The 22,730-nt window shown below is 43.1% G+C and carries 26 protein-coding genes; 5 read left to right on the top strand and 21 right to left on the bottom strand.

Going from position 1 to position 22,730, the window contains the following annotated elements; genetic code table 11:
• Positions 1–193: 193 nt before the first annotated feature.
• Positions 194–1,198 carry a hypothetical protein gene (locus tag ACNQO6_RS16485; protein ID WP_440209686.1) on the top strand — a complete coding sequence of 335 codons (1,005 nt, stop codon included), beginning with the start codon at positions 194–196 and terminating at the stop codon, positions 1,196–1,198.
• A gap of 53 nt (positions 1,199–1,251) precedes the next feature.
• Here ACNQO6_RS16485 and ACNQO6_RS16480 read toward each other — a convergent pair whose 3' ends face one another.
• Positions 1,252–1,449 carry a hypothetical protein gene (locus ACNQO6_RS16480; RefSeq protein WP_440209685.1) on the bottom strand — a complete coding sequence of 66 codons (198 nt, stop codon included), beginning with the start codon at positions 1,447–1,449 and terminating at the stop codon, positions 1,252–1,254.
• Positions 1,450–1,555: 106 nt separating this feature from the next.
• Entirely contained in the window at positions 1,556–1,933 is a 378-nt protein-coding gene (locus tag ACNQO6_RS16475; RefSeq protein ID WP_440209684.1) for a hypothetical protein, read from the bottom strand.
• Positions 1,934–2,005: 72 nt separating this feature from the next.
• On the opposite strand from ACNQO6_RS16475, the gene ACNQO6_RS16470 reads away from it, so the two are divergent.
• Positions 2,006–3,142: a hypothetical protein gene (locus ACNQO6_RS16470; protein WP_440209683.1), complete on the top strand. Its 1,137-nt coding sequence runs from the start codon at positions 2,006–2,008 to the stop codon at positions 3,140–3,142.
• A 41-nt stretch (positions 3,143–3,183) separates the two neighbouring features.
• Here ACNQO6_RS16470 and rplT read toward each other — a convergent pair whose 3' ends face one another.
• Entirely contained in the window at positions 3,184–3,543 is a 360-nt protein-coding gene (rplT, locus tag ACNQO6_RS16465; RefSeq protein ID WP_004655655.1) for a 50S ribosomal protein L20, read from the bottom strand.
• A gap of 11 nt (positions 3,544–3,554) precedes the next feature.
• Positions 3,555–3,749, bottom strand: coding sequence for a 50S ribosomal protein L35 (rpmI, locus tag ACNQO6_RS16460; protein WP_004637967.1), 195 nt, complete (start codon positions 3,747–3,749; stop codon positions 3,555–3,557).
• 236 nt (positions 3,750–3,985) lie between these two features.
• Between rpmI and ACNQO6_RS16455 the strand changes: the two genes are divergently transcribed.
• Positions 3,986–5,239 (top strand): MFS transporter, encoded by a 1,254-nt coding sequence (locus ACNQO6_RS16455; protein WP_440209682.1) that lies wholly within the window; start codon positions 3,986–3,988, stop codon positions 5,237–5,239.
• Between the two features lie 37 nt (positions 5,240–5,276).
• Here ACNQO6_RS16455 and ACNQO6_RS16450 read toward each other — a convergent pair whose 3' ends face one another.
• The 7 genes from ACNQO6_RS16450 to thrS all read right to left on the bottom strand — a co-directional run bounded on the left by ACNQO6_RS16450 (position 5,277) and on the right by thrS (position 10,880).
• A complete protein-coding gene (locus tag ACNQO6_RS16450; RefSeq protein ID WP_005283420.1) occupies positions 5,277–5,702 on the bottom strand; it encodes a YqaA family protein in 426 nt (141 codons plus the stop codon).
• Between the two features lie 66 nt (positions 5,703–5,768).
• The gene (locus tag ACNQO6_RS16445) at positions 5,769–6,617 is read right to left on the bottom strand and encodes an arylamine N-acetyltransferase family protein (RefSeq protein WP_440209681.1); all 849 of its coding nucleotides are present in this window, start codon (positions 6,615–6,617) and stop codon (positions 5,769–5,771) included.
• A gap of 119 nt (positions 6,618–6,736) precedes the next feature.
• Entirely contained in the window at positions 6,737–7,129 is a 393-nt protein-coding gene (locus tag ACNQO6_RS16440) for a hypothetical protein (protein WP_262769892.1), read from the bottom strand.
• 46 nt (positions 7,130–7,175) lie between these two features.
• Complete coding sequence (locus tag ACNQO6_RS16435) at positions 7,176–7,796, bottom strand: glutathione S-transferase N-terminal domain-containing protein (RefSeq protein ID WP_440209680.1); 621 nt, start codon at positions 7,794–7,796, stop codon at positions 7,176–7,178.
• Positions 7,797–7,907: 111 nt separating this feature from the next.
• Entirely contained in the window at positions 7,908–8,243 is a 336-nt protein-coding gene (locus ACNQO6_RS16430; RefSeq protein WP_440209679.1) for a DUF7709 family protein, read from the bottom strand.
• A 157-nt stretch (positions 8,244–8,400) separates the two neighbouring features.
• Complete coding sequence (gene infC / locus ACNQO6_RS16425) at positions 8,401–8,952, bottom strand: translation initiation factor IF-3 (RefSeq protein ID WP_079281829.1); 552 nt, start codon at positions 8,950–8,952, stop codon at positions 8,401–8,403.
• A 5-nt stretch (positions 8,953–8,957) separates the two neighbouring features.
• Positions 8,958–10,880: a threonine--tRNA ligase gene (gene thrS, locus ACNQO6_RS16420; protein ID WP_440209678.1), complete on the bottom strand. Its 1,923-nt coding sequence runs from the start codon at positions 10,878–10,880 to the stop codon at positions 8,958–8,960.
• A gap of 264 nt (positions 10,881–11,144) precedes the next feature.
• Between thrS and ACNQO6_RS16415 the strand changes: the two genes are divergently transcribed.
• Positions 11,145–12,788: an acyl-CoA synthetase gene (locus ACNQO6_RS16415; protein ID WP_440209677.1), complete on the top strand. Its 1,644-nt coding sequence runs from the start codon at positions 11,145–11,147 to the stop codon at positions 12,786–12,788.
• Positions 12,789–12,841: 53 nt separating this feature from the next.
• Here ACNQO6_RS16415 and yjgA read toward each other — a convergent pair whose 3' ends face one another.
• The 9 genes from yjgA to mazG all read right to left on the bottom strand — a co-directional run bounded on the left by yjgA (position 12,842) and on the right by mazG (position 19,489).
• Complete coding sequence (gene yjgA, locus ACNQO6_RS16410; RefSeq protein ID WP_262755543.1) at positions 12,842–13,375, bottom strand: ribosome biogenesis factor YjgA; 534 nt, start codon at positions 13,373–13,375, stop codon at positions 12,842–12,844.
• A gap of 2 nt (positions 13,376–13,377) precedes the next feature.
• A complete protein-coding gene (locus ACNQO6_RS16405) occupies positions 13,378–13,647 on the bottom strand; it encodes an HPr family phosphocarrier protein (protein WP_004804467.1) in 270 nt (89 codons plus the stop codon).
• On the bottom strand, positions 13,644–14,495 hold the full coding sequence (gene rapZ / locus ACNQO6_RS16400; protein ID WP_005228753.1) for an RNase adapter RapZ: 852 nt from the start codon (positions 14,493–14,495) through the stop codon (positions 13,644–13,646). The genes ACNQO6_RS16405 and rapZ overlap by 4 nt, the downstream gene beginning before the upstream one ends.
• Before the next feature lie 21 nt (positions 14,496–14,516).
• The gene (gene panC, locus ACNQO6_RS16395) at positions 14,517–15,362 is read right to left on the bottom strand and encodes a pantoate--beta-alanine ligase (RefSeq protein WP_032871131.1); all 846 of its coding nucleotides are present in this window, start codon (positions 15,360–15,362) and stop codon (positions 14,517–14,519) included.
• A gap of 3 nt (positions 15,363–15,365) precedes the next feature.
• Positions 15,366–16,175 carry a 3-methyl-2-oxobutanoate hydroxymethyltransferase gene (panB, locus tag ACNQO6_RS16390; protein ID WP_343578839.1) on the bottom strand — a complete coding sequence of 270 codons (810 nt, stop codon included), beginning with the start codon at positions 16,173–16,175 and terminating at the stop codon, positions 15,366–15,368.
• A gap of 39 nt (positions 16,176–16,214) precedes the next feature.
• Positions 16,215–16,703, bottom strand: coding sequence for a 2-amino-4-hydroxy-6-hydroxymethyldihydropteridine diphosphokinase (gene folK, locus ACNQO6_RS16385; protein ID WP_440209676.1), 489 nt, complete (start codon positions 16,701–16,703; stop codon positions 16,215–16,217).
• A complete protein-coding gene (gene pcnB / locus ACNQO6_RS16380; RefSeq protein ID WP_440209675.1) occupies positions 16,700–18,148 on the bottom strand; it encodes a polynucleotide adenylyltransferase PcnB in 1,449 nt (482 codons plus the stop codon). Before pcnB ends, folK begins: the two co-directional genes overlap by 4 nt.
• Positions 18,149–18,288: 140 nt before the next feature.
• Positions 18,289–18,714 carry a ComEA family DNA-binding protein gene (locus ACNQO6_RS16375; protein WP_440209674.1) on the bottom strand — a complete coding sequence of 142 codons (426 nt, stop codon included), beginning with the start codon at positions 18,712–18,714 and terminating at the stop codon, positions 18,289–18,291.
• Entirely contained in the window at positions 18,683–19,489 is an 807-nt protein-coding gene (gene mazG / locus ACNQO6_RS16370) for a nucleoside triphosphate pyrophosphohydrolase (RefSeq protein WP_440209673.1), read from the bottom strand. The genes ACNQO6_RS16375 and mazG overlap by 32 nt, the downstream gene beginning before the upstream one ends.
• Before the next feature lie 102 nt (positions 19,490–19,591).
• Between mazG and ACNQO6_RS16365 the strand changes: the two genes are divergently transcribed.
• On the top strand, positions 19,592–20,365 hold the full coding sequence (locus ACNQO6_RS16365) for an SDR family oxidoreductase (protein ID WP_440209672.1): 774 nt from the start codon (positions 19,592–19,594) through the stop codon (positions 20,363–20,365).
• Positions 20,366–20,411: 46 nt separating this feature from the next.
• On the opposite strand, the gene ACNQO6_RS16360 is transcribed toward ACNQO6_RS16365, so the two are convergent.
• Entirely contained in the window at positions 20,412–22,715 is a 2,304-nt protein-coding gene (locus ACNQO6_RS16360) for a RelA/SpoT family protein (protein ID WP_440209671.1), read from the bottom strand.
• Positions 22,716–22,730 lie beyond the last annotated feature (15 nt).

The following is a 22,730-nucleotide window of genomic DNA, read 5'->3' as shown; positions in this document are numbered from 1 at the left end:
AACGCTATAGTTTATCAGCTTTTCACCCATTTTATGAAGCAAAACCCAGCTTTAAATCTTCTGTTTTTTTGTGCAGCAAGTTGGGGGTAAAAGCCCAGGAGAATGAAATAGGCCGATTAATTTTTGAAAAAAATGATCAATAATTAAAATAAAATGGATAAGATACAGATATCGTCAATGAGAAAGAATAACGATGGCGCTTGATCAAATCTGGAAACAGCAACTTGCCCTTGTCACCTATGGCAATGAATACCTTGCAGGAAATCTCAATTTCAGTCGCTGGATTGAACACCCGGTTTTTAATCAAAATCGTCTGATCTTCAGAGATTTAATGTCACAGCATCTACTGGCTCAACATTTCCAGATCTGGCTTGAAGGCTTAAAAAAACAAGGCGTAAAAAAGCTGAGTCTACATTTATCTAGCCTACTCAATGACGAACAGAATCCTAATGCCAATGTTGAACTGCTTCCCTTCGCACATTTTATCGTAAGCCATCAAGCCAATAAAAAGACGGCCTGGATTTGCGGACATGAACTGGCGGAATGGGACGATAGTGATCGTGAATTTCAGGCCCCCGACTCTCAGCAATCAATGATACGTCAGGAAGCTCTTTGGCGTTACGAGCTAAATGATAAGTTCGCCAAGAAAATTGATGCAGATCTCAAAAAAGTGAACTGGAATGAAGTTGCTATTTTTCTGGAAAGAGAATTATTTGAAAGCAAATATGCGGACAACTTTATAGAACCTGAACAGCAGGACTTTCCTTTCTACGGTTATGCAGTCGATCTAGATGACCTATCAAGTCAGCAACTGGCCTTGATCCCGACCGACTATCCAGCTGACTGTGCACACCGCTTATTGCACCGCACCCAGGCATTGGTAGAGCATTTGGAACAGCAAAAGAAGCATCCTTATACTACGGCTGGCGAATTGCTAAGCCCCGAAGAGCAAATTAATGTGCGCAACTTTTTGCAAAAAGCGGATGACCTATTTGCGAAATTGATCGTAAAAACCGCCAATCATTATCAAAGCGCTCAATTGACAGCGGAAGAACCCGAAATCATCGACCGCACCATGGAAATTCCACAACAACGTAATCCAACCCAACAGCACCACAAAGTTGGCGCTTCAGGCGTGATCAAATTAATTCTCCTCACCATTATCATCTGTGTTTGTGCGTATTATTTTGGTTTATAACAACAGGCTAAATAAAAAAACCTAGATCACTTGATCTAGGTTTTTTGTTTAATTTAAAAAGTCGGTCTGATTTTGATAATGACTTTATGGCCACCATCATGCTGATTGACAATGTGATGGATATTTTCAATTTCACCCTCTACTTCCGCATCAGGACCATAGAAGATCCGTATAGTTTCGCCTTTTCTAGGCAAAATACTTAATTCTGTTTCAATCGCGCCTTGTTCTAAACCTTCTACACTCACTCGCATACTTTTTATCCCGATCTTGTTTTCTTTACTGTAAAAAGATTCAGGGAGAAAAGTCTATTGCAAGATGTTTGGGTTATGTAATCTTGAATTAAATCAAAAGATTGATTTAATCATCATAATCCAGCTCATCTTCATCCACATTGATAAAATCGGGTTCAGGGGTTTGCTCAAATTGCACGGCAAGAATATCGCCATGTTCCAGTAAACTTGCTTTGGCAACACGATGCATGCCATCCATGACCCGACCTTCGGCACATAAAATAATGGGATAACTCAGATCAGCGTCTTGAACCAATTGAAAATGTTCTAGGATTTGCTGTGTCGTCGGAAATTGATCTGGAAACCAATAAGCTTCGTTGAGTTCTCGAATATCAGCAAGTGCAACTTTCTTGATCACAAAAGTTTTGGTTAGCTCAACCAGATGATGTACATCCCAAATATAAATATCTTGAGCCACTTGTCTAAAGTGATATTGTCTGCGCACGTTTTAATCCATAGATAATTTCAGCTATGATTATCAACTTAACTTCTCATCAATAATAGTATTTATAAAACCATGACCGAGAATTACTGGAAGTTTATATTAGGTTTACAACATAATGCTCAACAGTTTTTTAAAGGCCTCATTTCTTATCATGCCGTTCGTCATCATTGGAGCATTCGTAATCACGATATTTTTATGGTGAGAGATTTAGATGATTGCTCACTTATTTATGACTCTATTGATGCCTTAATATTTGATCTATTCCATCAAGGTGCTTACGATTGTTCACTTTATCCTTTTACTCTACTTTTTCCTGAATTTGAAAAAATTCAATCTAAATTTTTATTTGAAACAAATAATTATCCAGTATTAGTCTTCAATCTAAGACATACCAATATCGCATTAATAAAAATAGAAAGAGAGATTGTAAAAGATATCCAACCTATAGGCGATCCTAGAGAGTTTTGGGGCACTCTATCTACCCAAGACGAGTGGAACTATATGTTGTTTAGTCTTATTCCTCTAAATTTAGAGCAAAACAAAAAAATTAGAATATTTAATAGTGATCTGAATTGGGAAAATTTCTATAAAGAAACTCAAGAATTTATTCGTTCTGCACCTTATCAATTTTATGGAACCTATGATATTTCGTTCATAAACAACTTACATCTTTATCCCCATGAAGAAGAAGGGTGTACTTTTCCATTGCTAGAAAGTCCCTCTTCACAAAATAATCTTGCATTCACCCTGCTTCAACAGTTCGAAACTTTACAAATTCATCTTCGAGGCTTTAAACATCCACGTAATGAAATGTCTGCATATCAAAACTTTGATTTGGAAGAAATCAATAAATTTAATCTCTATGAAAAATCAGTTGCTCAACAGTTTGTCCAACTTATTTGCCATACTGCTAACAGTTATCAAGCATCTTATATCTCAGTAAAAACTCAAAATGAGTTAGAAAAAGAAATAATATTAAGTAAAAAAGAATCTGGTTTGCAAGATTCATCAGTTATCGAAAATACCGCTTCGCCAGAACCTGAAACTATTTCTGGTTGGCGAGCACTAACTACATTACTCATCGTCTTAGCAATAGTCTTAATAATATTATATGGTCTATTTTTATTGGTTCAGAAATATGAATTTGCTAAGTTTTTATTACTTATTACCACAATCTTGTCTGTACTTATAATGATAGGCAGGAAATAAAAAAGACCGCTAAAAAGCGGCCTTCTTTTGAATCTCTAAGCTTATGCAGCTAATGCGCCTTTAGCTTTTTCAGCTAAAGCAGCAAATGCGATTGCATCATGCATAGCGATGTCAGCTAATACGCGACGGTCGATGATCACTTGAGCTTTTTTCAAGCCATCGATCATACGGCTGTAAGACAAACCGTTTTGACGAGCACCAGCATTGATACGCGCAATCCATAAAGCACGGAATTGACGTTTCTTTTGACGACGGTCACGGTATGCGTATTGACCAGCTTTGATTACCGCTTGGAACGCTACGCGATAAACGCGTGAACGAGCACCATAGTAACCTTTAGCGCGAGCAAGAATTTTTTTGTGACGACGATGAGCCACTACACCACGTTTTACACGAGCCATTTATAATCTCCTTAGATGTATGGGCACATAGCACGAACTGATGCAACGTCACTTACGTGAACCATTACACAACCGCGCAATTGACGGATACGCTTAGCAGATTTTTTGGTCAAAATGTGGCGCTTGAATGCTTGTTTGCGCTTGAAACCGTTTGCAGTCGCTTTAAAGCGTTTAGCTGCACCACGGCGAGTTTTTAACTTAGCCATAGTAACCTCTTTTGGGCACCTGTTCGGCACGTTTGCACGATTGCAAATCGACCTGCAGGTAAGGAAGGCAGTATGATATAGCATCTGCCGCTAAAACAAAAGTAAAATGCTCATTTTTTGATAGAAATAGAGATGTTTTCCGCAAACGTTATTTTCCATAATTAATTCTCAAATTATGAGAAACATACACAAAATCAGCGCCTATAATAGAGTCAAATTCTTAAATACCCATCCATATGAATATACAGAATGATGCTTTCGCCGCCTTGCGGTATCGGGATTTCTCTATCGTGACCGTTAATCAGTTCTGCTTAACACTGGCAATCCTGATTCAGGAAATTATCGTTGCCTATTCACTGTATCAAATTACCCGTGATCCGCTTACGCTCGGCTTTATTGGTCTGGCAGAGGCAATCCCCTTCATTACCTTGTCTTTATGGGGCGGCTATTTTGCAGATAAGCTAAATAAACAGAGCATCATGAAAGTCTGTTTGTTCTTTTCTATCCCCCTGCCGTTGGTACTTTGGGCACTGTTCCATTTACATGGTTTAGAAAAAATTGGCATCGCCACACTCTCTTGGGGCATTTATGCCGTCATTTTCGCCTTGGGCACCATTCGTGGCTTTTACAATCCCTCCGCAACGTCACTCAAGCCTTTTCTAATTCCTCGTGAACTGTATGCCAATGGCGCAACCTGGACCACGATTGGCTGGCAAAGCGGGGTCATTATTGGCCCCATGCTCGGTGGATTTATGCTGGCTTTTTTAGGTCGTGAAACCAGTCTGTTTGCGGTATCCGCATTATTGGCGGTTTGCTTCATTTTAATTAACTGCCTAGCGAAGCGAACTTTTCCGAAAATGGAAACCGAGAATGTGCTGCAAAGCCTGACCGATGGTTTCCGTTTTATCTGGAAAACCAAGATCGTGTTATGGGCCATCTCACTGGATCTGGTCTCGGTACTGTTTGGCGGCGTGATTGCCCTACTGCCGATTTTTGCGGAAGAAATTTTAAAAGTTGGCCCCGAAGGCTTAGGCTACTTACGTGCGGCACCTTCTATCGGTGCACTGATTACCATGATCGTACTGACCAAATTTCCTCCGATGCATCACGCCTGGCGTAATATGCTGTTGGCCGTCGCTGGCTTTGGTATTTTTACCATTCTGTTCGCCTTCTCGAACAATATGTGGCTGTCACTCTTTGCCCTTGCCATGACCGGTGCCTGTGATAGTGTTTCGGTGGTGGTTCGTCAAACCGTGCTGCAAATTTTCCCCCCTGAAAATATGCGTGGCCGTGTCGCTGCTGTAAATGGGATGTTTGTTTCTTCAAGCAATGAACTAGGCGCATTTGAATCCGGTCTGGCAGCCAAATATCTCGGTACCATCACCGCCACCATTTTTGGCGGCTGTATGACTCTGGCCGTCGTGAGTTATTGCTGGTTTAAAACCAGTGACTTATTTAAAGTCGATATTACCAAAGGTTCGGAACAATAAACTTAAAGAGGGAAAAGTCATGACTTTTCCCTTCTTTCTAAAAGATCCCAAGATACAGTGCGTATAAAGTGAGATAACGCCCACCTTTGGCAATGGTGACAATCACGAAGAATCGCCAAAAGTTCTCTTTCATCAAGCCTGCAATCAGGGTAATCGGGTCGCCAATCACAGGTGTCCAACTCAGCAACAGCGAATAGAAACCATATTTATGATAAATCTGCTGGGCTTGTTTTAAACGCTGCTCAGAAACAGGAAACCACTTTTTATCTTTAAAGTGTTCGATTTTTAGGCCAAGCCACCAGTTCACACAGGAACCCAATACATTACCAATGGTCGCAACCAAGATCAGATAAAACGGATTAGATAAACCTTGTACCAATAAGGTCATTAGTACCGCTTCAGACTGTAGGGGTAATAAAGTCGCTGCACCAAAAGCCGAGAGAAATAATAAAAAATAAGACATCAATTTAAAGGGATCACTCAATATCAATCAAAGCATAGCAGCCTATAGCACTATAAGCTGAAATTATTAAGTCAGTGCCAGTTTTCCCCAACTAGCCTGTAATTGCTCATCACTGATATTCATTTGAAAAACGGTCTTAATGGTGCGTTCAAATTCATCAAAATTGCTTAACTCTTTTTTATTTGAGCCGCCTTTGCCATGCGTTCTTAAGACCCGATCTTTTAACGTGATCCGCATTTCGCTATTGGCTGTCGATAACATTAAGTGCTGAGTAAATAAGGATTCTGGTGAGGTCGAAATGTAGTAGTTTGCGACCTGTGTGTCAGCATGTGCAATCTGCTGTTCGGGGTTAATTGCATAGACATTTACCCATTGATCATGAATACAGACTTGCAGCATATATTTCATTTCTGTCAGTACAGCCGTATCCAAACCACTCTGGGCAACTTCAACAAACCTAAAAGGCTCTAATGGTGTCTGCTGTGTTTCACCGATTTGGTCAAGCGTTAAAACCGTCGTTGGTGTCATACCGCCAAACCCGGGATCATATAAAAACAAGTGCTGATCAATATGAACCAGTGTGACCAAATGAGTCCGTACTGGCGTACGAATAGGTGCACGTTGATAATAGACCCGTCCCAGTACGTTATAAGCCTCATATCCCAGTTCGGTTAACGCAATTCTGGTTAAGGTGCTATGCTCTAGACAATACCCCCCTTGATCATTTCTCAATAATTTCTGAACAAGTTGATCAGATTCCAAAGAAACCTCTCCCCCTAAAAAAGAAGAAAAATTAGCAAAAGGAATTTTCTGCACATGGAGACTTAATAAGGTTTTTAGATGAGCCAAAGTGGGGGGAAAATCACCCTCAAAACCAAGTTTGCTTAAATAGTCCGCTGAAATTGTTGATTGCATAATCTTTATTTTTGATAAGTTTAGATCATCGTAACTTGATCGTGCCAAGACAAGATGAAAAATTACACAATTATAAAAGAGTCCTGCTTATAGCAATAAGAAGATAATTACACCAACGATTAGTGCCGAGTACTCAATGTTCTAGATCGGATCGAGAAATGTAAGACGGAAAGGAGAAAGGGAAAAAGAAATAAGAGCCAGAATGTAAGATCAGAACTTACAATCTTCTGATATAGACTCAGTTGTAACGCCGTATTTGAGGCTGCGGCCAAATCCATATAAACCTGATGGTCAAGATAACTGCATAAAACTAATGAGAGGCTTAAAAAGCCAGTGAAAAACCACGTGCTCAAATATGAGTTTTTAGTCTCCAGCTGTAGCCAAGAAAAAAGTGTAGCAAAGAAAAGCCCTAGAATCGTAATGAAAGCAAATACTAAACCGGCTAAATGACTTTCTGAATAAAGCATTTGCAACTGAGCGCAAAGGATTGCTGTCACTAGCAACAATCCCATCGCAATGATCCAATGTTTTAAATAGTACTGCTGTCCAGCCAATAGCTCACTCCACCTTGATCGACAAGGCTTTCTGTATTGCAGGGCGAGCGGTTAAGCGTTCAATATAATCTTTTACATACGGATAATCTTCAAGTTGAATGCCCTGCCATTCATAACGTAATGCCCAAGGCAAGATCGCCATATCTGCAATGGAATATTCGCCTGCCACGAACTTCTGTCCAATCAACTGCTTGTTTAAGACATTGTAAAGACGTTTGGTTTCATTTACATAACGGTCAATGGCATAGGGGATTTTTTCAGCCGCAAACTTATTGAAATGATGATTCTGTCCCAGCATTGGCCCAAAGCCACCCATTTGCCACATCAACCATTGTTCAACTTCAACCCGTTCCTGCTCGTCAGTTGGATAAAATAATCCCGTTTTTCTACCTAAATACTGCAAGATCGCACCCGACTCAAATACGGAAATCGGTTCGCCACGTGGGCCATTTTGATCAACAATTGCAGGGATTTTATTATTTGGAGAGATTCTCAGAAAATCTGGCTGAAACTGGTCGTTTTCAAGAATATTGATGGGAAAAATTTGATATTCCAGCTGCATTTCTTCTAAGGCAATTGTTATTTTATGTCCATTGGGCGTACCCCAGTAGTATAAGTCAATCATTTATGTTGTCCTGTTTGATCGTTATCTTGACTGTTGTTGCGTTATAGCACACTTGGCTTATCTTGATCAGCACATCAGCACGAAAAGAAACAATCGTGCCGTGTTTTAAAGCTAACGATCAGACAACTCGTTTTGCTTTTGCTGAAATTCCCGAGCCTTCTCACCAACAAATTTTCGCCCCGCATTTGTGCCATTAATCCACTCTTCTACCGAAAATAGATCGAACATACCGACTTTAAATAAAGTGGGGACCGCCAAGGTCAGTTCTTCTTCAATCGCCCCACGCACACCTGCATTATAAAGATTGATATTGTGTAGCATGGTCGCCACGGTACCTGTCTGGACACGGCTGCCATCTTTCAGCTTTACTTGTGGTAGAACCTCTCCCTCCTGTACCACTTTTTGATTAACTTCCGAGAGTTCTTGAGTACCTTTAATTGTAGACATGAATTTTTCCAGTTTTTAAATCGTGTAATTATCAAGCAATCTTATCATATCCTGTTTTTACGCCGGGGAATGAGACTAAGCAGATTTTTAAAAAACCATTGCCGATTCAGACATAAAAAAGCACCGCCTGTTGCGGTGCTTTTTTATCAAGAAAAAATTACTTTTTCTTTTTCGGACCAAGTAACATGCCCATCTGACGGCCTTCCATCTTCGGCGCTTGTTCAACAACACCAAACTCAGCAACGTCAGCTTCAATTTTTTGTAATTGAGCCAAACCAAGCTGTTGATGTGCCATCTCACGACCACGGAAACGCAAGGTAATTTTCACTTTGTTTCCTTCTTCAAGGAAACGTAAAATTGCACGCAATTTTACCTGATAATCACCTACATCCGTCGCAGGACGTAACTTGATTTCTTTCACTTGCACTTGATGCTGTTTTTTCTTCGCATCTTTTTGCTTTTGTTTCAAGTCAAATAAGTGCTTGTTGTAGTCCATGATTTTACAAACAGGCGGTTCTGCATTAGCAACAATCTCAACAAGGTCAAGATTGGCTTCTTCTGCAGCACGCAATGCTTCATTTAATGAAACAACACCTTTTTGCTCCCCATCTGCAGCGACGAGGCGTACTTCTTTCGCACGGATCTCATCGTTGATTGCAGGACGGTTACTTTTAGCACCTTGTTGTTGGTTACGGTCAGGCTGTTTAATCTTTATTACTCCACAATGTACCGGCCACGTTCGGCAACGGCAGATTTCACTAAGTCAATAAATGCATCTACTGACATAGTACCTAAATTTTTTCCTGAGCGAGTACGCACATTAACTGTACCTTCTTCAACTTCTCGGTCACCAAGAACTAGAAGGTAAGGAATACGCTCTAGGGTACGCTCACGAATCTTAAATCCGATTTTTTCATTTCTCAAGTCGGAAATAGCACGAAGGCCATTTTCTTTGAGTTTTGCGACCACCTGTTCACTTGCTTCTGCTTGTGAATCAGTAATGTTCATGACACACGCTTGAATTGGTGTAAGCCACGGTGGCATGAAACCCGCATAGTGTTCAATTAGTATACCAATAAAACGCTCGAAACTGCCAAGAATTGCACGATGCAGCATCACAGGTTGGTCACGCTCATTGTCTTCTGTCACATAAGAAGCATCTAAACGGATCGGCAAGTTGAAGTCACATTGAATGGTACCGCACTGCCAGATACGGCCTAAGCAGTCTTTCAATGAAAATTCAATTTTCGGACCATAGAAGGCACCTTCACCAGGTTGCAAGTCCCATGCCAAGCCAGCATCATCAAGCGCATCTGCCAAAGATTTTTCCGCCAGATCCCAAAGTGCATCATCACCCACACGTTTTTCTGGACGTGTAGAGAGCTTCATTTGTACGTCTTCAAAACCGAAGTCTTTATAAACGTCTAAAGTCAGCTTAATAAAATCTGCAACTTCTTTACCAATCTGTTCTTTGGTACAGAAAATATGGGCATCATCTTGGGTAAAGCCACGAACACGCATAATACCGTGTAAAGAACCTGATGGCTCGTTACGGTGACAAGAACCAAACTCAGCTAAACGGATTGGTAAATCACGGTAAGATTTCAAACCCTGATTAAAGACCTGTACGTGACATGGGCAGTTCATTGGCTTCACTGCATAGTTACGACTTTCCGAATGAGTCGTAAACATGTTTTCAGCATAGTTTGCCGCATGACCAGACTTTTCCCAAAGCGTAAAATCTACGATTTGCGGTGTCTTGATTTCCTGATAACCATTGTCTTGCTGAACTTTACGCATGTATTGTTCAAGCAATTGATAAATGGTCCAGCCGTTCGGATGCCAGAACACCATACCTGGTGCTTCTTCTTGCATATGGAACAAATCTAAAGCTTTACCAATTTTACGGTGATCACGCTTTTCAGCTTCTTCAATACGTTTGATATAAGCCGCTAACTGTTTTTTGTCAGCCCATGCTGTACCGTAAATACGTTGTAATTGTTCATTTTTCGCATCACCACGCCAGTATGCACCAGAGATTTTAGTGAGCTTGAATGATTTTAAGAATTTAGTATTCGGTACGTGTGGACCACGGCACATATCTAAATAATCTTGATGGTAGTACAAGCCCATTTGAGTTTCATTCGGCATGTCTGCAATCAAGCGTAACTTATATTCTTCGCCACGTGCTGTGAATTCTGCAATCACATCTTCACGCGGTGTCATCTTTTTAACAACGTCATAGTCCTGATCGATAAGCTTTTTCATGCGCTCTTCGATTGCTGCCATATCATCCAGGGTAAATGGACGTGGCATCCAGATGTCGTAGTAGAAACCTTCTTCGATCACAGGACCGATCACCATTTTCGCTTCCGGGAACAACTGCTTAACCGCATGTCCGACCAGATGCGCACAAGAGTGACGAATGATTTCTAAACCCTCTTCATCTTTCGGGGTAATAATCTGAACTGTCGCATCTTCTGTGATTAAATCACAAGCATCCACCAAGCGATCATTGATACGGCCAGCAACTGTATTTTTTGCAAGACCTGGACCAATGCTCTGAGCAAGTTCCATCACGGAAATTGGCTGATCAAACTGTTTCTGATCACCATTTGGTAAAGTAATGATTGGCATATAAAAAATCCTTAAGGAGTGATGCCCTATACGAAGGAGCATATCACCGCGAGATTATGTATTGAGGCGAGGCCTCAAAAGATAAAAAACGGCGGATAAAAAAGTATCCAAGATTTTACACGGGTTTAGCTGTGGATGAAACCTTTGGACCAGAAAAACCCGATATCTCTTACGATTCCCCTCCGACTAAAGCCTAAATGATTTAGACTCGACGACAGAATAGTTTAGTCAATAATGAAAACAACATAAAATGGAGTAATACACATGGTGAGTGCATATGACGAATTACCACGGACAGCTGCCAATTTTATAGCCCTGTCTCCGTTACGTTATTTAGAACGTGCGGCTTATATTTACCCTCAGCAAACTGCAATTATTCATGGCGACCGTCAAATCACATGGCAACAAACCTATCAACGCTGCCGCCAATTTGCACATCAACTGGCAAAACTGGGAATTCAAAAAAACGATACTGTTTCCGTGTTGCTCCCCAATATTCCTGCCATGATCGAAGCACATTTTGCTGTACCAATGGCCGGTGCCGTACTCAATACCTTAAATACCCGCCTTGATGCCAAAACTATCGCCTTTATGCTGGAGCATGCTGAATCCAAGGTACTGCTGGTTGATCCAGAATTTCGCGAAGTCGCGGCAGAAGCACTTAAACTGGTGCCGCAAGAGATCGTGGTGATTGATGTATTTGATTCCGAGTTTGAAGGCGAGCAGATTGCCATCGGACAATATGAATATGAATCATGGCTTGCTCAAGGAAATCCTGAATTTGAATGGTTACTCCCGCAAGATGAATGGGATGCAATTAGTCTTAACTATACCTCAGGCACCACTGGCAATCCTAAAGGCGTGGTCTATCATCACCGTGGTGCTTACCTGAATGCAGCCAGCAACATTCTGGCCTGCGGCATGAAACCACGGGCGGTTTATCTCTGGACACTTCCTCTGTTCCATTGCAATGGCTGGTGCTTTGCCTGGTCCATCGCGGCCAGTGGCGGGACCAATATCTGTCTGCGTCGCGTCGATCCTGTCCTGATTTTTAAATATATTGCGCAATATAAAGTGGATTACTTCTGTGGCGCGCCGATTGTGCTGTCCATGCTGATTAATGCTCCCTCAGAACAGCGAACTTCATTTGATCATCATGTCGAAGTCATGGTGGCTGGCGCTGCTCCACCCGTGGCAATTATTGAAGGGATGCATCATCTAGGCATCAATGTAAATCACGTTTATGGTCTGACTGAAACCTATGGTCCTTCGGCCTTATGTGCCTCACAGGCAGGCTGGAATGATTTATCCATTCAGGAACAGGCACAACTACATTCCCGTCAAGGTGTACCTTATCCCTTACAGGACAGTATGCGGGTACTTGATCCAGAAACCATGCAACCGGTTCCCAATGATGGACAAACCATGGGGGAAATCATGTTCCGTGGCAATATTGTCATGAAAGGCTATTTAAAGAATCCAGAAGCCACGCAGGAAGCCTTTAAAGGCGGCTGGTTTCATACCGGAGATCTGGCGGTGAGTCATCCCGACGGTTATGCCAAGATCACAGATCGCTCAAAAGATATTATCATTTCAGGCGGAGAGAATATTTCATCGCTTGAAGTGGAAGATGTACTCTACCGCCACCCTGCTGTATTGACTGCTGCGGTCGTGGCAAAACCGGATCAACGCTGGCAGGAAGTGCCTTGTGCCTTTATTGAACTCAAACAGGGAGCAACCGCAACCCCTGAAGAGATCATTGCGCATTGTCAGCAACAACTGGCCCGCTTTAAAGTTCCAAAAGATGTGGTGATCGCCGAGATTCCAAAAACCTCAACCGGAAAATTGCAGAAATTTATTTTAAGGGAATGGGCAAAACAACGAGCCAGTGGCGAATTCGGAAATTGATACAGCAGATAAAAAAAGAAGTTTCCGGGGAAACTTCTTTTTTATTTTAAACCTTACTGCTCAGATAACAGCGCGACCTGTTGAACATAATTGACGAATTTACGTTTCGAGGCTTCAAGCTCTTCTTCACTCACTTGCTGCTTAATATCGCGATGAATACGTAATACATGCTGACGCAAGGTATGGCGTTCAGAAGCGTTAAATACTTTACTAAACTCATTAATAATTGGGTCGCCTTGATCAATCATACGATCGACCCAACGCATCAATTGCATTTGTTTTTTAGCGCCCTGTTGCGGTGTAAGATAAGACAAGATCGTTGTTTCATCTTCGTTACGCAATAACTTTCCAACGCGTTGGAACTGACGACGACGCGCTTCAAATGAGCTAATTTTCTGCACTTCAAGCAAGGCATCAATTAAACGCTCATCGACAGGAAGTTTTTGAATCTGCTTTGGATTCAGTTGAGCCAACTGCTCACCCAAAGCGGCCATGCGCTGGACTGCCTTTTTTTGCTCAGTTCGACTCGCACGCCCTTCTAATGACTCAAAATCTTCATCTGTATAACGTTGGGGACCACGTGCCACTATTACTCTGCCTCGTAAAATTTTGCTGCGAACAGCGTTTGAATTTCTTCCAGTGCCTTGTCTTCATCAGCACCCTCAATCACCAGTCTTAATGTGGTGCCTTTACCTGCACCCAACATCAACAATGACATAATATTTTTTGCATCAACTAACTTATCGCCCTTACCAATCTGGATAGAAGAACGAAATTTTGTCGTCACTTCAATCAGTTTACCAGATGCGCGAGCGTGTAAGCCGAGTTTATTAATTACATCAATTGTTGTGTCTATCATGACCAGTGCTTCATTTCTCTATGTAAGATTTGGACAGCCCATTTTGCCTCAAGGGCCTGTTTGAGTCTATCCACGATATAAACCGAACGATGCTGCCCGCCCGTACATCCCACGGAAATGGTCATGTAATGGCGATGTCCTTCAGCAAAAGCGGGTAACCACTTATCAAGAAAGCCATAAATATCTTCAAACATTTCATTGGTTTGTTGACTGCCTTCTAAAAAGCGACGCACAGGTTCATCTAAACCTGAAAAACGGCGTAATTCTAAGTCCCAATGTGGATTTGGTAGATGGCGTACGTCAAATACATAATCCGCATCGAGTGGAATACCGTGCTTATAGCCAAAAGACTGTAAAATTACAATTAAGTTATCCGACTGCCCCAGTTTAGACAATAGGATATGTTTTAAATCATGGACACTTTTATCCGTGGTATCAATATGTACGGTAGAACGAAACTGGATCGGAATCAGCAGTTGCTTCTCTTCCTGAATACATTGCAACAGGCTATTGAAGCGACTGGCCAACGGATGCGGTCGACGTGATGCACTAAACCGTGCAATCAAATCCTGATCCTGTGTGGTCAGATAAATAATATCCACCGAACCATGGCGTTGTAATTGCTCAAACACATGATCGAACTCTTGCATATCGGCACGGGTACTGCGGATGTCTACGCCCAGTGCCAACTGTTCAAGATTATTCTCGTGATCCAGTTTCGCCACAATTTCAGGCAATAATGCCAAAGGTAAGTTATCTATACAATAATAGCCCAAGTCTTCAAGCACTTGTAATGCAGATGATTTGCCTGAGCCTGATTGTCCTGTCACGATAAGAATACGCTTCATGGCATTTTGCCCTTCATTTTTTTATGTTTTAAAGTCAACTTGTAGATTATCAATCAAACGGGTTGCACCCAGTTTTGCAGCAACAAAAACAACAAGGTCCTGATCAAATTGCGCAATCGGTTGCAGGTTGGTCTGACGAGCTTCCACATAATCCACAACAAAGCCAGCCTGTGTCAATTGTGTCGAGATATTTGCTAACACTTGGTTGAGTGCCTGCCCTTCACGTAACTGTTGTTCGGCCTGTTTGAGCGATTGATAAATGGTCGGTGCAATGGCCCGTTGCTCTTCGGTTAAATAACCATTACGAGAACTTAAAGCCAAACCATCTTCGGCCCGTACAATCGGCACGCCAATCACTTCAAGCGGCATGTTCAGGTCTTGTACCAGCTGACGAATGACTGCCAGTTGCTGATAGTCCTTTTGGCCGAAGAACGCGAAATCTGGCTGTACAATATTGAACAGCTTGGTCACCACAACTGCAACGCCATCAAAATGACCTGGACGTGATTTTCCACACAGGTCATCGGTAATCTGACCCACACTGATATTGGTCAAACGCGGTTGTGTACCGTACATTTGCTCAACAGTGGGTGCAAAAATAATATCGCAGCCCACATCTGCCAATAAACGGCTGTCTTGCTCTAAAGTACGTGGATAACTATCAAAATCCTCGCCTGCACCAAACTGGATTGGATTGACGAAAATACTGACCACCACCACATCACACAGTTTTTTTGCTTCACGTACCAAGGTCAAATGACCTTCATGCAGGTTCCCCATGGTCGGTACAAAACCAATCAGTTTCTTTGAACTACGCGCTGGAGAAAGTGACGCAGTTAAGCCTTGTATCGTTGTTTCAGTCTTCATGAATTAAAGCTCAACCTGAAAAGTATGTTCTTTGGCTGGGAACGACTGATCCTGCACGGCAGCATGATAGGCTTTAAATGCATCGACAATGGCAGTTTCGCCAGATTGCTCTTTCATGAAGTTACGCACGAAACGCGCAACACGGCCAAAGGTCAGACCAAGCATGTCCTGAACCACCAATACCTGCCCATCTGTTTCATGCCCTGCACCAATTCCGATTACGGGTGTATTCGGGAACAGTTCTGCAATTTCTTTACCCAGTTGTGCAGGCACACATTCAAGTACCAATACTGCTGCACCGGCATCAATCACCGCCTGACAGTCGGCAATCAGCTGATCCGCTGCCTCACGTGTTTTTGCTTGCAATTTGTAGCCGCCTAACACATTTACAGATTGTGGCGTTAAACCTAAATGTACACACACAGGAATACCATTACGGGTCAATACGGTAACCAGTTCGCTGAGCCAGGCACCGCCCTCGATCTTGACCATTTGTGCGCCAGCTTGCATGACAGTTTTTGCATTTTTCAAACCATCTTCAAGCGTGGCATAGCTCATAAATGGCAAGTCAGTCATAATCAGGGCATGTGCATTACCGCGACGCACAGCGGCCGTATGGTAAGCCATATCTTCAACCGTCACAGGAAGTGTAGAGTCTCTGCCTTGAATCGCCATTCCAAGAGAGTCACCGACTAAAATCGTATCAATTTCAGCCAACTCCATTCCTTTAGCCATACTTGCATCGTAACAAGTAAGACATGAGAACTTGCGTCCTTCGGCTTTAAACTTTCTTAAGTCACTTAGACTAATCATGATGATGTCCTCTACAGGCGTTTCCAGAACGAAACAGTCTTAAGCGATTGCCCAAGACTGGTCTGCTATTACAGTCAAATTTGCTTGCTGTACCAGTTCTAAATCTTTTAAAGAATGACCATTTAATTGTAAATGGGCATCTAGGTCTAATAAGGGAATAACGACGAAATCACGCTCTAAAATACCCACATGTGGCACTGTTAAGCGTTCATTGCGGATCTGCTCCTGACCATAGATCAGTAAATCCAGATCCAGCGTACGCTCTCCCCAGCGTCGTAAACGGACACGCCCTGCTTCTTGCTCAAATTGTTGTAATTGATCTAACAGCGCAAGCGGTGCAAGGTCGGTATCCAGTTGCACAACTGCATTGAGGTAATTCGGTTGGTCTTGCGGCCCCATCGGTGGACTTTGATAAAGCCGGGAAACCTGTACAGCGCCCAATGTTGCCAGCTTCGCAACAGCTTCACTCAGAATCTGCTGCGAATCACCTAAATTACTACCAAGACCAATATAGCTACGCATCGTCATTGCGTTGGCCCAAAAACCACTTGGCTCAAATCACGTTGCACACGTTTACGCTTGAGGATCGGGTGATCCGCATTAACTGAACCCGTCGTCGCTTTTTCAATAAAACGGCTCGCAGACTCATCCGCTCGAACCCGTTCTTTTTTACCACGACGGCTTCTTGGCTCAGGTAGATTCACCAAAGGCTCAATTTCAGTCGTCTTCGGCTCATCTGCTTCGACCGCCTTACGACGTGTCTTGCTGCGTTGACGATTGTATTGACGGATTGCCGCTTCTTTTTGATCCGTGGTCATTTCCTGATAGCTTTCCCACCAAGCGCCCATCCCTTCCGTACTACTATCGCCAGACTTCTCACGTAACAGCAAGAAGTCAAAACCGGCACGGAAACGGGCATGGCCAGCCAAAGCCTCAATCTGTTGTGGCTTTGGATTGAGCAAGCGGGTCTGCATTTCCCAGACTTCACGAATAAAGGTTTCCGCAAAACGCGGAATAATGGTCCGGGTCGCCTGACGTTTTAAGACATCAAGTCCAGCTTGTGCACGTGCTTCCGCGGGTACCACACCTTTATTCAAATAGTAGTTACAACGTTCTAAAAATGGTTTCCACAACAGGACTGCATAGAAAAATGCCGGGTTGATGGTTTTACCCACTTGAATACGCTGATCGGTATTTCGTGCAGCACGCTCAATAAATGCGGTGATATTGGGCTGAATTTCAGCGAAAAGCTGCTTCCACACACCAAACTCGATCAACATCGGCAAGACACGGGTCAAATGCCCCATGGTGAACAGTTTTTGTGATTCATCATATAAACGATGGGGTGAGACATCACGCAATAATTGCGTCATTTCAACATTAAACACATCGAGAATGGATTGATCAATCTGGAAGTTCAGTTTTGCAGCAAAACGCAATGCACGTAACATCCGTACAGGATCTTCTTCAAAACGCTGTGCCGGCTCACCCAGAAAACGTAAGGTGCGGGTCTTGATATCCTCTACCGCATGGCAGAAATCAAGTACGATCCCTTTTCGTGGCTGGTAATACAGGGTATTGATCGAAAAATCTCGGCGAGCAAAATCCTGCTCAATCGTTCCCCAGTTATTATCACGAAGAATCATCCCGGAGGCACTGGTGACCGCTTTTTTCGGTGGGGCACGGAAGGTCGCCACTTCAATCAGTTCACGACCGGAATAAACATGTGCCAGCTCAAAACGTCGTCCGATAATCCGGCAACGTCGACCAAATACTTCTTTCACCTGAGCTGGTGTAGCATTAGTAACCGCGTCAAAATCCTTTGGATTAAGACCTAACATCATATCTCGAACACCACCGCCCACAATATATGCCTCGTAGCCTGCTTTAGTCAGACTATCAATCACATCTAGAATTGAGGAAGGAAGTTGAGTTGTGGACAAGCCACATTTTGACGCACGCAAAGTTTGCAAAAGACACTGTCTCCTACGTCAGGACGTAAATAACAATTTGTCGCTAATCATAGCTCTAACACACACAAAGGGCAATTTATTCTGTTGTAAGTTTCAACAGATCTGTCTGCCTCATTCATCACTTTACGACAATATCAGGTTTATAACATCAGCCTTGCTTTGTTTTTCTCTAATAATTTTGGCCCGATTCCCTTGATATTCATCAACTCATCGACGCTTTTAAAACCGCCATTTTTTTGCCGATATTCCATAATGGCCTGCGCTTTTTTCTCGCCCACCCCATTTAACATTTGTAATTGCTGCAAGCTGGCCTGATTCAAACTAATCTTATCACCCGGAGTATTTACAGAAGATGAAAGCCGCTGTGGAGCCTGCTGAGTGGGGCGGGATAAATAATAATTATTATTTGCCTGATTCGCCAACTGCTGGTCACGTAGCTGTTGCTGAGTTTTCCATTGCTGATAGGCTTGGTCAAACTGCTGTGCGCTAAGAGGTGATACACACCCCAAGCACAAAATAATGAATAGAAAAAACTTATGTTTGCGGCATACTTGCTGCAATATCATGGTTGCTCTCCTGAGCTTTTAATTGTCGTTTTGCTTGCTCCCAGAGCTCATCCATTTCAGCCAAACTCATGTCTTGCAAGTCTTTGTGTTGTCGTTGTGCCTGCTGCTCAATAAAAGCAAAACGGCTTCTAAATTTATGTATCGTCGCCAATAATGCGCTCTCACTCGACACGCCAAGCTTTCGTCCCACATTGATCAGTGAGAATAAGCAATCTCCAAACTCTTCCTGAATATCATCGCTATTGTGGCTTTTGATCGCCTGCTGTAACTCTTCGAGTTCCTCATCCAGTTTGCCATAAGCGTCTTCAACACTTTCAAAATCAAAACCCAGCTGTGCTGCCTTTTTTTGAATTTCATGTGCCTGTACCAGTGCAGGTGCATGCTTGATCTCATCTAACCGAGACTGTACTTTACCCTGTTTTTCCTGTTTTTTAATCTGTTTCCATAATGCACTGACTTGCTCAGCACTCAAATTTTGATATTTTTCAGCCTCAAAAACATGGGGATGACGGCGAATTAATTTTTCACTGATCGCATTTACCACATCCTGAAAATTAAATATCCCTTTTTCATCAAACATTTGCGATTGGAACACCACTTGCAACAGTAAATCCCCCAGTTCATTGCGGATTTCATCAATGTCTCCCGAACGGATTGCTGCCTCAACTTCATAAGCTTCTTCAATGGCATAACGGGTTAAGCTTTCTGGTGTTTGCTGTTTATCCCATGGACACTTTTGTCTTAACTCTTGCATGATTGCCAATAACTTTTCCATGATGATCTCCACACTTGATCGAAGCAACGTGTTGCAGCCTGAATACGCTTATGCCTAATATACACGCACGCAAAAACTATCAATATAAAGCAAGGAAAGGCAATGCAACAGAGTGTTTTTATTAGTGGGGCTGCACAAGGTATCGGTGCTGAAATCGCCCACCTCTTCTACCAGCAAGGTTTCAAAGTGGGGATCTATGATATCAATCACCCCCAGGCACAGGCTTTAGCTGCAGAGCTGGGCACGCATGCCAAAGCAGGTTATCTGGATGTCAGTAATTACCAACAATGGCAAACCGCGTTGCAGGAATTTACTCACTGGGCTGGTGAACTTAACCTGCTCATTAACAATGCCGGCATTCTCTACTCAGGGCCATTTGAAAATACGGATATTCAATCACATCACCGCATTATTGATATCAATGTCAAAGGCATGATGAATGGCTGTCATGCCGCGTTAGCACATTTGCAACAGGCCAGTTTTGCCCGTGTCATCAATCTCTCCTCAGCCTCAGCGATTTACGGTCAAGCGGATCTGGCGTCCTACTCAGCCAGTAAATTTGCAGTGCGTGGTTTAACTGAGGCCCTGGATGTAGAATGGCAGAAATATAAAATTCGTGTCCTGGATGTCATGCCTTTATTTGTACAAACCAACATGGTGAAAAACATGGACGCAGGCAGTATCCAGAATATTGGTGTGGATTTAACTCCTGCCGATGTCGCAAAACAGGTTTTACATTTGGCACAACACAAAGATCATGCCTTACTCTCGACACATACGGCAGTCGGTATAAAAACCAAACTCCTTTATCAGTTATCCAGCATTAGCCCACAGTTCCTGAATCGCTTGAGCAACCTGTTTTTATCCAAACGTTAGGCATAAAAAAGCTGCATCGAAATGCAGCTTTTTTATGTTGGGCAGCTTAACTGCCTTGAACCAGACGTCTGGCACTGATAATCCCGGGTTGCTGCTCCAGACGAGCCAGCAATCTGGACAACTGTGCCAATCCTTTGACTTCAATCAACAACTTCATATTGGCAATACCATCTGCTTCAGAAATGGTATTGACCTGACGGATGTTGATCTGGTCTGAGAAAATCACTTGGGTCAGATCCTTGAGCAAACCACGACGATCATACGCTTCCACCACGATCTGTACACTCTGGCCGCGAGTTGGCTGCATTTCCCAATCGGCTTCAACAGCACGCTCAGGTTCCTGAGTGGTCATGCGCAGGTAATCCGGACATGCAATCTTATGGATACTGACACCACGATTCAAGGTGATATATCCCCCAATCGATTCACCATGCACCGGCTGACAACATTGTGCAATATGCAGCTCCACATTATCCAGCCCATCAATCAGGATACCATGCGCAGATAGCGTATGGCTGGCACGCGGATTTAACGCTGGTTTTAGCACCAGTTCAGGTTCATCCTGATCCAGATGCATCTGCCGGTTGACCTGATTCATTAAAGCATGCAGGCTGATATCACCGCTAACCAAGGCCACCAGGATATCATCACCCGATTTCAGGTTAAAATGAGATGAATAATCCTTCAGGTCGATACTCTTTGGATGGATAGCTAAACGCGCCAGCTCCTTATTGAGTAACTCACGCCCAACTTCGACATTCTTGCTACGGTCTTGCTGTCTAAACCAGTGGCGTAACTTGTCACGTGCACGTGCAGTCTTGATATAACCCAGCGAATTCACTAACCAGTCACGGTTCGGTTCACGATCTTTCTTGGTTAAAATCTCGACCTGCTCACCGGTCTTTAACATATAGGTCAAAGGCACATAACGCTGATTCACTCGTGCCGCATAGCACTTGTTCCCAACCTCGGTGTGCACATGGTAGGCAAAGTCTAGAACAGTGGAACCACGTGGTAATTCCTTGATATCCCCATCACGGCTAAACACATAGATCTTTTCAAAATTCTCAAAATCCTGAATCTGATCAATGCCGTTCGACTCTTCATCTTCAGCATGTGGCGTGGTTTCAGTACGTTCCTGATAATGCTCAAGCACCGCACGTAATGAATGCAAACGATCATTAAAGGAATGATCGGTATTCTTGGCGCCTTCTTTATAGTTAAAGTGCGAACACACCCCAAGCTCAGCTTCGTTATGCATTTCAAAAGTACGAATCTGTACTTCTAATGACTTGTTCTCAGCAATCACCGCGGTGTGCAATGAACGATAGCCATTGGCTTTCGGATTGGTGACATAGTCATCGAACTGGTTCGGAATATGCCGCCAGATCTGATGTACAATGCCCAGAGCGTGATAGCAATCTGGAACGCTCTTGACCAGTACACGCACTGCGCGAATATCATAAAGCTGATCGAAGCTCAGGTTTTTGCTTTTCATTTTTCGATAAATCGAATAAATGTGCTTCACGCGCCCAGTGATTTCCGCCTGAATATCATATGCAGCCAGTTCGGTTTTCAGTTTATCAATCACAAACTGAATATATTGCTCACGTTCCAGACGCTTTTCATTCAGCAAAGACGCAATTTCTTTATAGCGTTCCGGGGCCAGATAACGAAAGGCCAGATCCTCCAGCTCCCATTTGAGCTGGGCAATCCCCAGACGGTGCGCAAGCGGTGAGTAAATGGTCAGAATCTCACGTGCCACACGCTCTTGGCGCTCTTTACTGGCGGTTGCCAACTCACGTAAGGCATAGGTACGTTCTGCCAGCTTGATCAGTACCACCCGAACATCTTCCGTCACTGAAATCAGCATTTTATAAATGCCGTTTAGATGTTCACGTTGATTATTATTAAAATGGTCTTCTAAACGCTTATTCTTTTCAATCAACTCCGACAGTTTACCCATTGCAAGTGTGCCTTTCACCAAAGCCAGAACCTGCTCGCCAAACTGCTGTTGAATGTCCTCTAAAGTAATCAGACCTTCACGTACACTACGATATAACACTGCCGCTGAAAGCGTGTCTTCATCGACATGTAAATGGGCCAAAATATCTGCCATACCAATGCCTGTACTAAAGGTATTGATACGATGATCCGTCGCTTGTAACTCTTTTGCTAAGGTCAGCTCTGCAACTTTTTGAAGTTGTTTCAGCTCAGCCCCATCCAAAATACCACGCACCCGATCTAGCCAGGAGACCAGACTACTTTGCGCTTCAGCGGCATGTTCTACAGTCGCTTCCTCAGACAACTCTTGGAGTCGTCCAGGTAACTGTTCACGTACTGTGACCATACCTTTCTCCTCTGG

Source organism: Acinetobacter calcoaceticus, assembly GCF_051947995.1.
In the GTDB taxonomy this organism is placed as follows: domain Bacteria; phylum Pseudomonadota; class Gammaproteobacteria; order Pseudomonadales; family Moraxellaceae; genus Acinetobacter.
Note: the sequence above shows the minus strand (reverse complement) of the source record. Positions and strands in the feature narration are given on the sequence as shown.

Excerpts from the sequence above, each read along its gene's own strand:
- ACNQO6_RS16485 (WP_440209686.1), top strand. The coding sequence starts at position 194 with ATGGCGCTTGATCAAATCTGGAAACAGCAACTTGCCCTTGTCACCTAT.
- ACNQO6_RS16480 (WP_440209685.1), bottom strand. The coding sequence starts at position 1,449 with ATGCGAGTGAGTGTAGAAGGTTTAGAACAAGGCGCGATTGAAACAGAA.
- ACNQO6_RS16470 (WP_440209683.1), top strand. The coding sequence starts at position 2,006 with ATGACCGAGAATTACTGGAAGTTTATATTAGGTTTACAACATAATGCT.
- rplT (WP_004655655.1), bottom strand. The coding sequence starts at position 3,543 with ATGGCTCGTGTAAAACGTGGTGTAGTGGCTCATCGTCGTCACAAAAAA.
- rpmI (WP_004637967.1), bottom strand. The coding sequence starts at position 3,749 with ATGGCTAAGTTAAAAACTCGCCGTGGTGCAGCTAAACGCTTTAAAGCG.
- ACNQO6_RS16455 (WP_440209682.1), top strand. The coding sequence starts at position 3,986 with ATGAATATACAGAATGATGCTTTCGCCGCCTTGCGGTATCGGGATTTC.
- ACNQO6_RS16450 (WP_005283420.1), bottom strand. The coding sequence starts at position 5,702 with ATGTCTTATTTTTTATTATTTCTCTCGGCTTTTGGTGCAGCGACTTTA.
- ACNQO6_RS16445 (WP_440209681.1), bottom strand. The coding sequence starts at position 6,617 with ATGCAATCAACAATTTCAGCGGACTATTTAAGCAAACTTGGTTTTGAG.
- ACNQO6_RS16440 (WP_262769892.1), bottom strand. The coding sequence starts at position 7,129 with ATGGGATTGTTGCTAGTGACAGCAATCCTTTGCGCTCAGTTGCAAATG.
- ACNQO6_RS16435 (WP_440209680.1), bottom strand. The coding sequence starts at position 7,796 with ATGATTGACTTATACTACTGGGGTACGCCCAATGGACATAAAATAACA.
- ACNQO6_RS16430 (WP_440209679.1), bottom strand. The coding sequence starts at position 8,243 with ATGTCTACAATTAAAGGTACTCAAGAACTCTCGGAAGTTAATCAAAAA.
- thrS (WP_440209678.1), bottom strand. The coding sequence starts at position 10,880 with ATGCCAATCATTACTTTACCAAATGGTGATCAGAAACAGTTTGATCAG.
- ACNQO6_RS16415 (WP_440209677.1), top strand. The coding sequence starts at position 11,145 with ATGGTGAGTGCATATGACGAATTACCACGGACAGCTGCCAATTTTATA.
- ACNQO6_RS16405 (WP_004804467.1), bottom strand. The coding sequence starts at position 13,647 with ATGATAGACACAACAATTGATGTAATTAATAAACTCGGCTTACACGCT.
- rapZ (WP_005228753.1), bottom strand. The coding sequence starts at position 14,495 with ATGAAGCGTATTCTTATCGTGACAGGACAATCAGGCTCAGGCAAATCA.
- panC (WP_032871131.1), bottom strand. The coding sequence starts at position 15,362 with ATGAAGACTGAAACAACGATACAAGGCTTAACTGCGTCACTTTCTCCA.
- panB (WP_343578839.1), bottom strand. The coding sequence starts at position 16,175 with ATGATTAGTCTAAGTGACTTAAGAAAGTTTAAAGCCGAAGGACGCAAG.
- folK (WP_440209676.1), bottom strand. The coding sequence starts at position 16,703 with ATGACGATGCGTAGCTATATTGGTCTTGGTAGTAATTTAGGTGATTCG.
- ACNQO6_RS16375 (WP_440209674.1), bottom strand. The coding sequence starts at position 18,714 with ATGATATTGCAGCAAGTATGCCGCAAACATAAGTTTTTTCTATTCATT.
- mazG (WP_440209673.1), bottom strand. The coding sequence starts at position 19,489 with ATGGAAAAGTTATTGGCAATCATGCAAGAGTTAAGACAAAAGTGTCCA.
- ACNQO6_RS16365 (WP_440209672.1), top strand. The coding sequence starts at position 19,592 with ATGCAACAGAGTGTTTTTATTAGTGGGGCTGCACAAGGTATCGGTGCT.
- ACNQO6_RS16360 (WP_440209671.1), bottom strand. The coding sequence starts at position 22,715 with ATGGTCACAGTACGTGAACAGTTACCTGGACGACTCCAAGAGTTGTCT.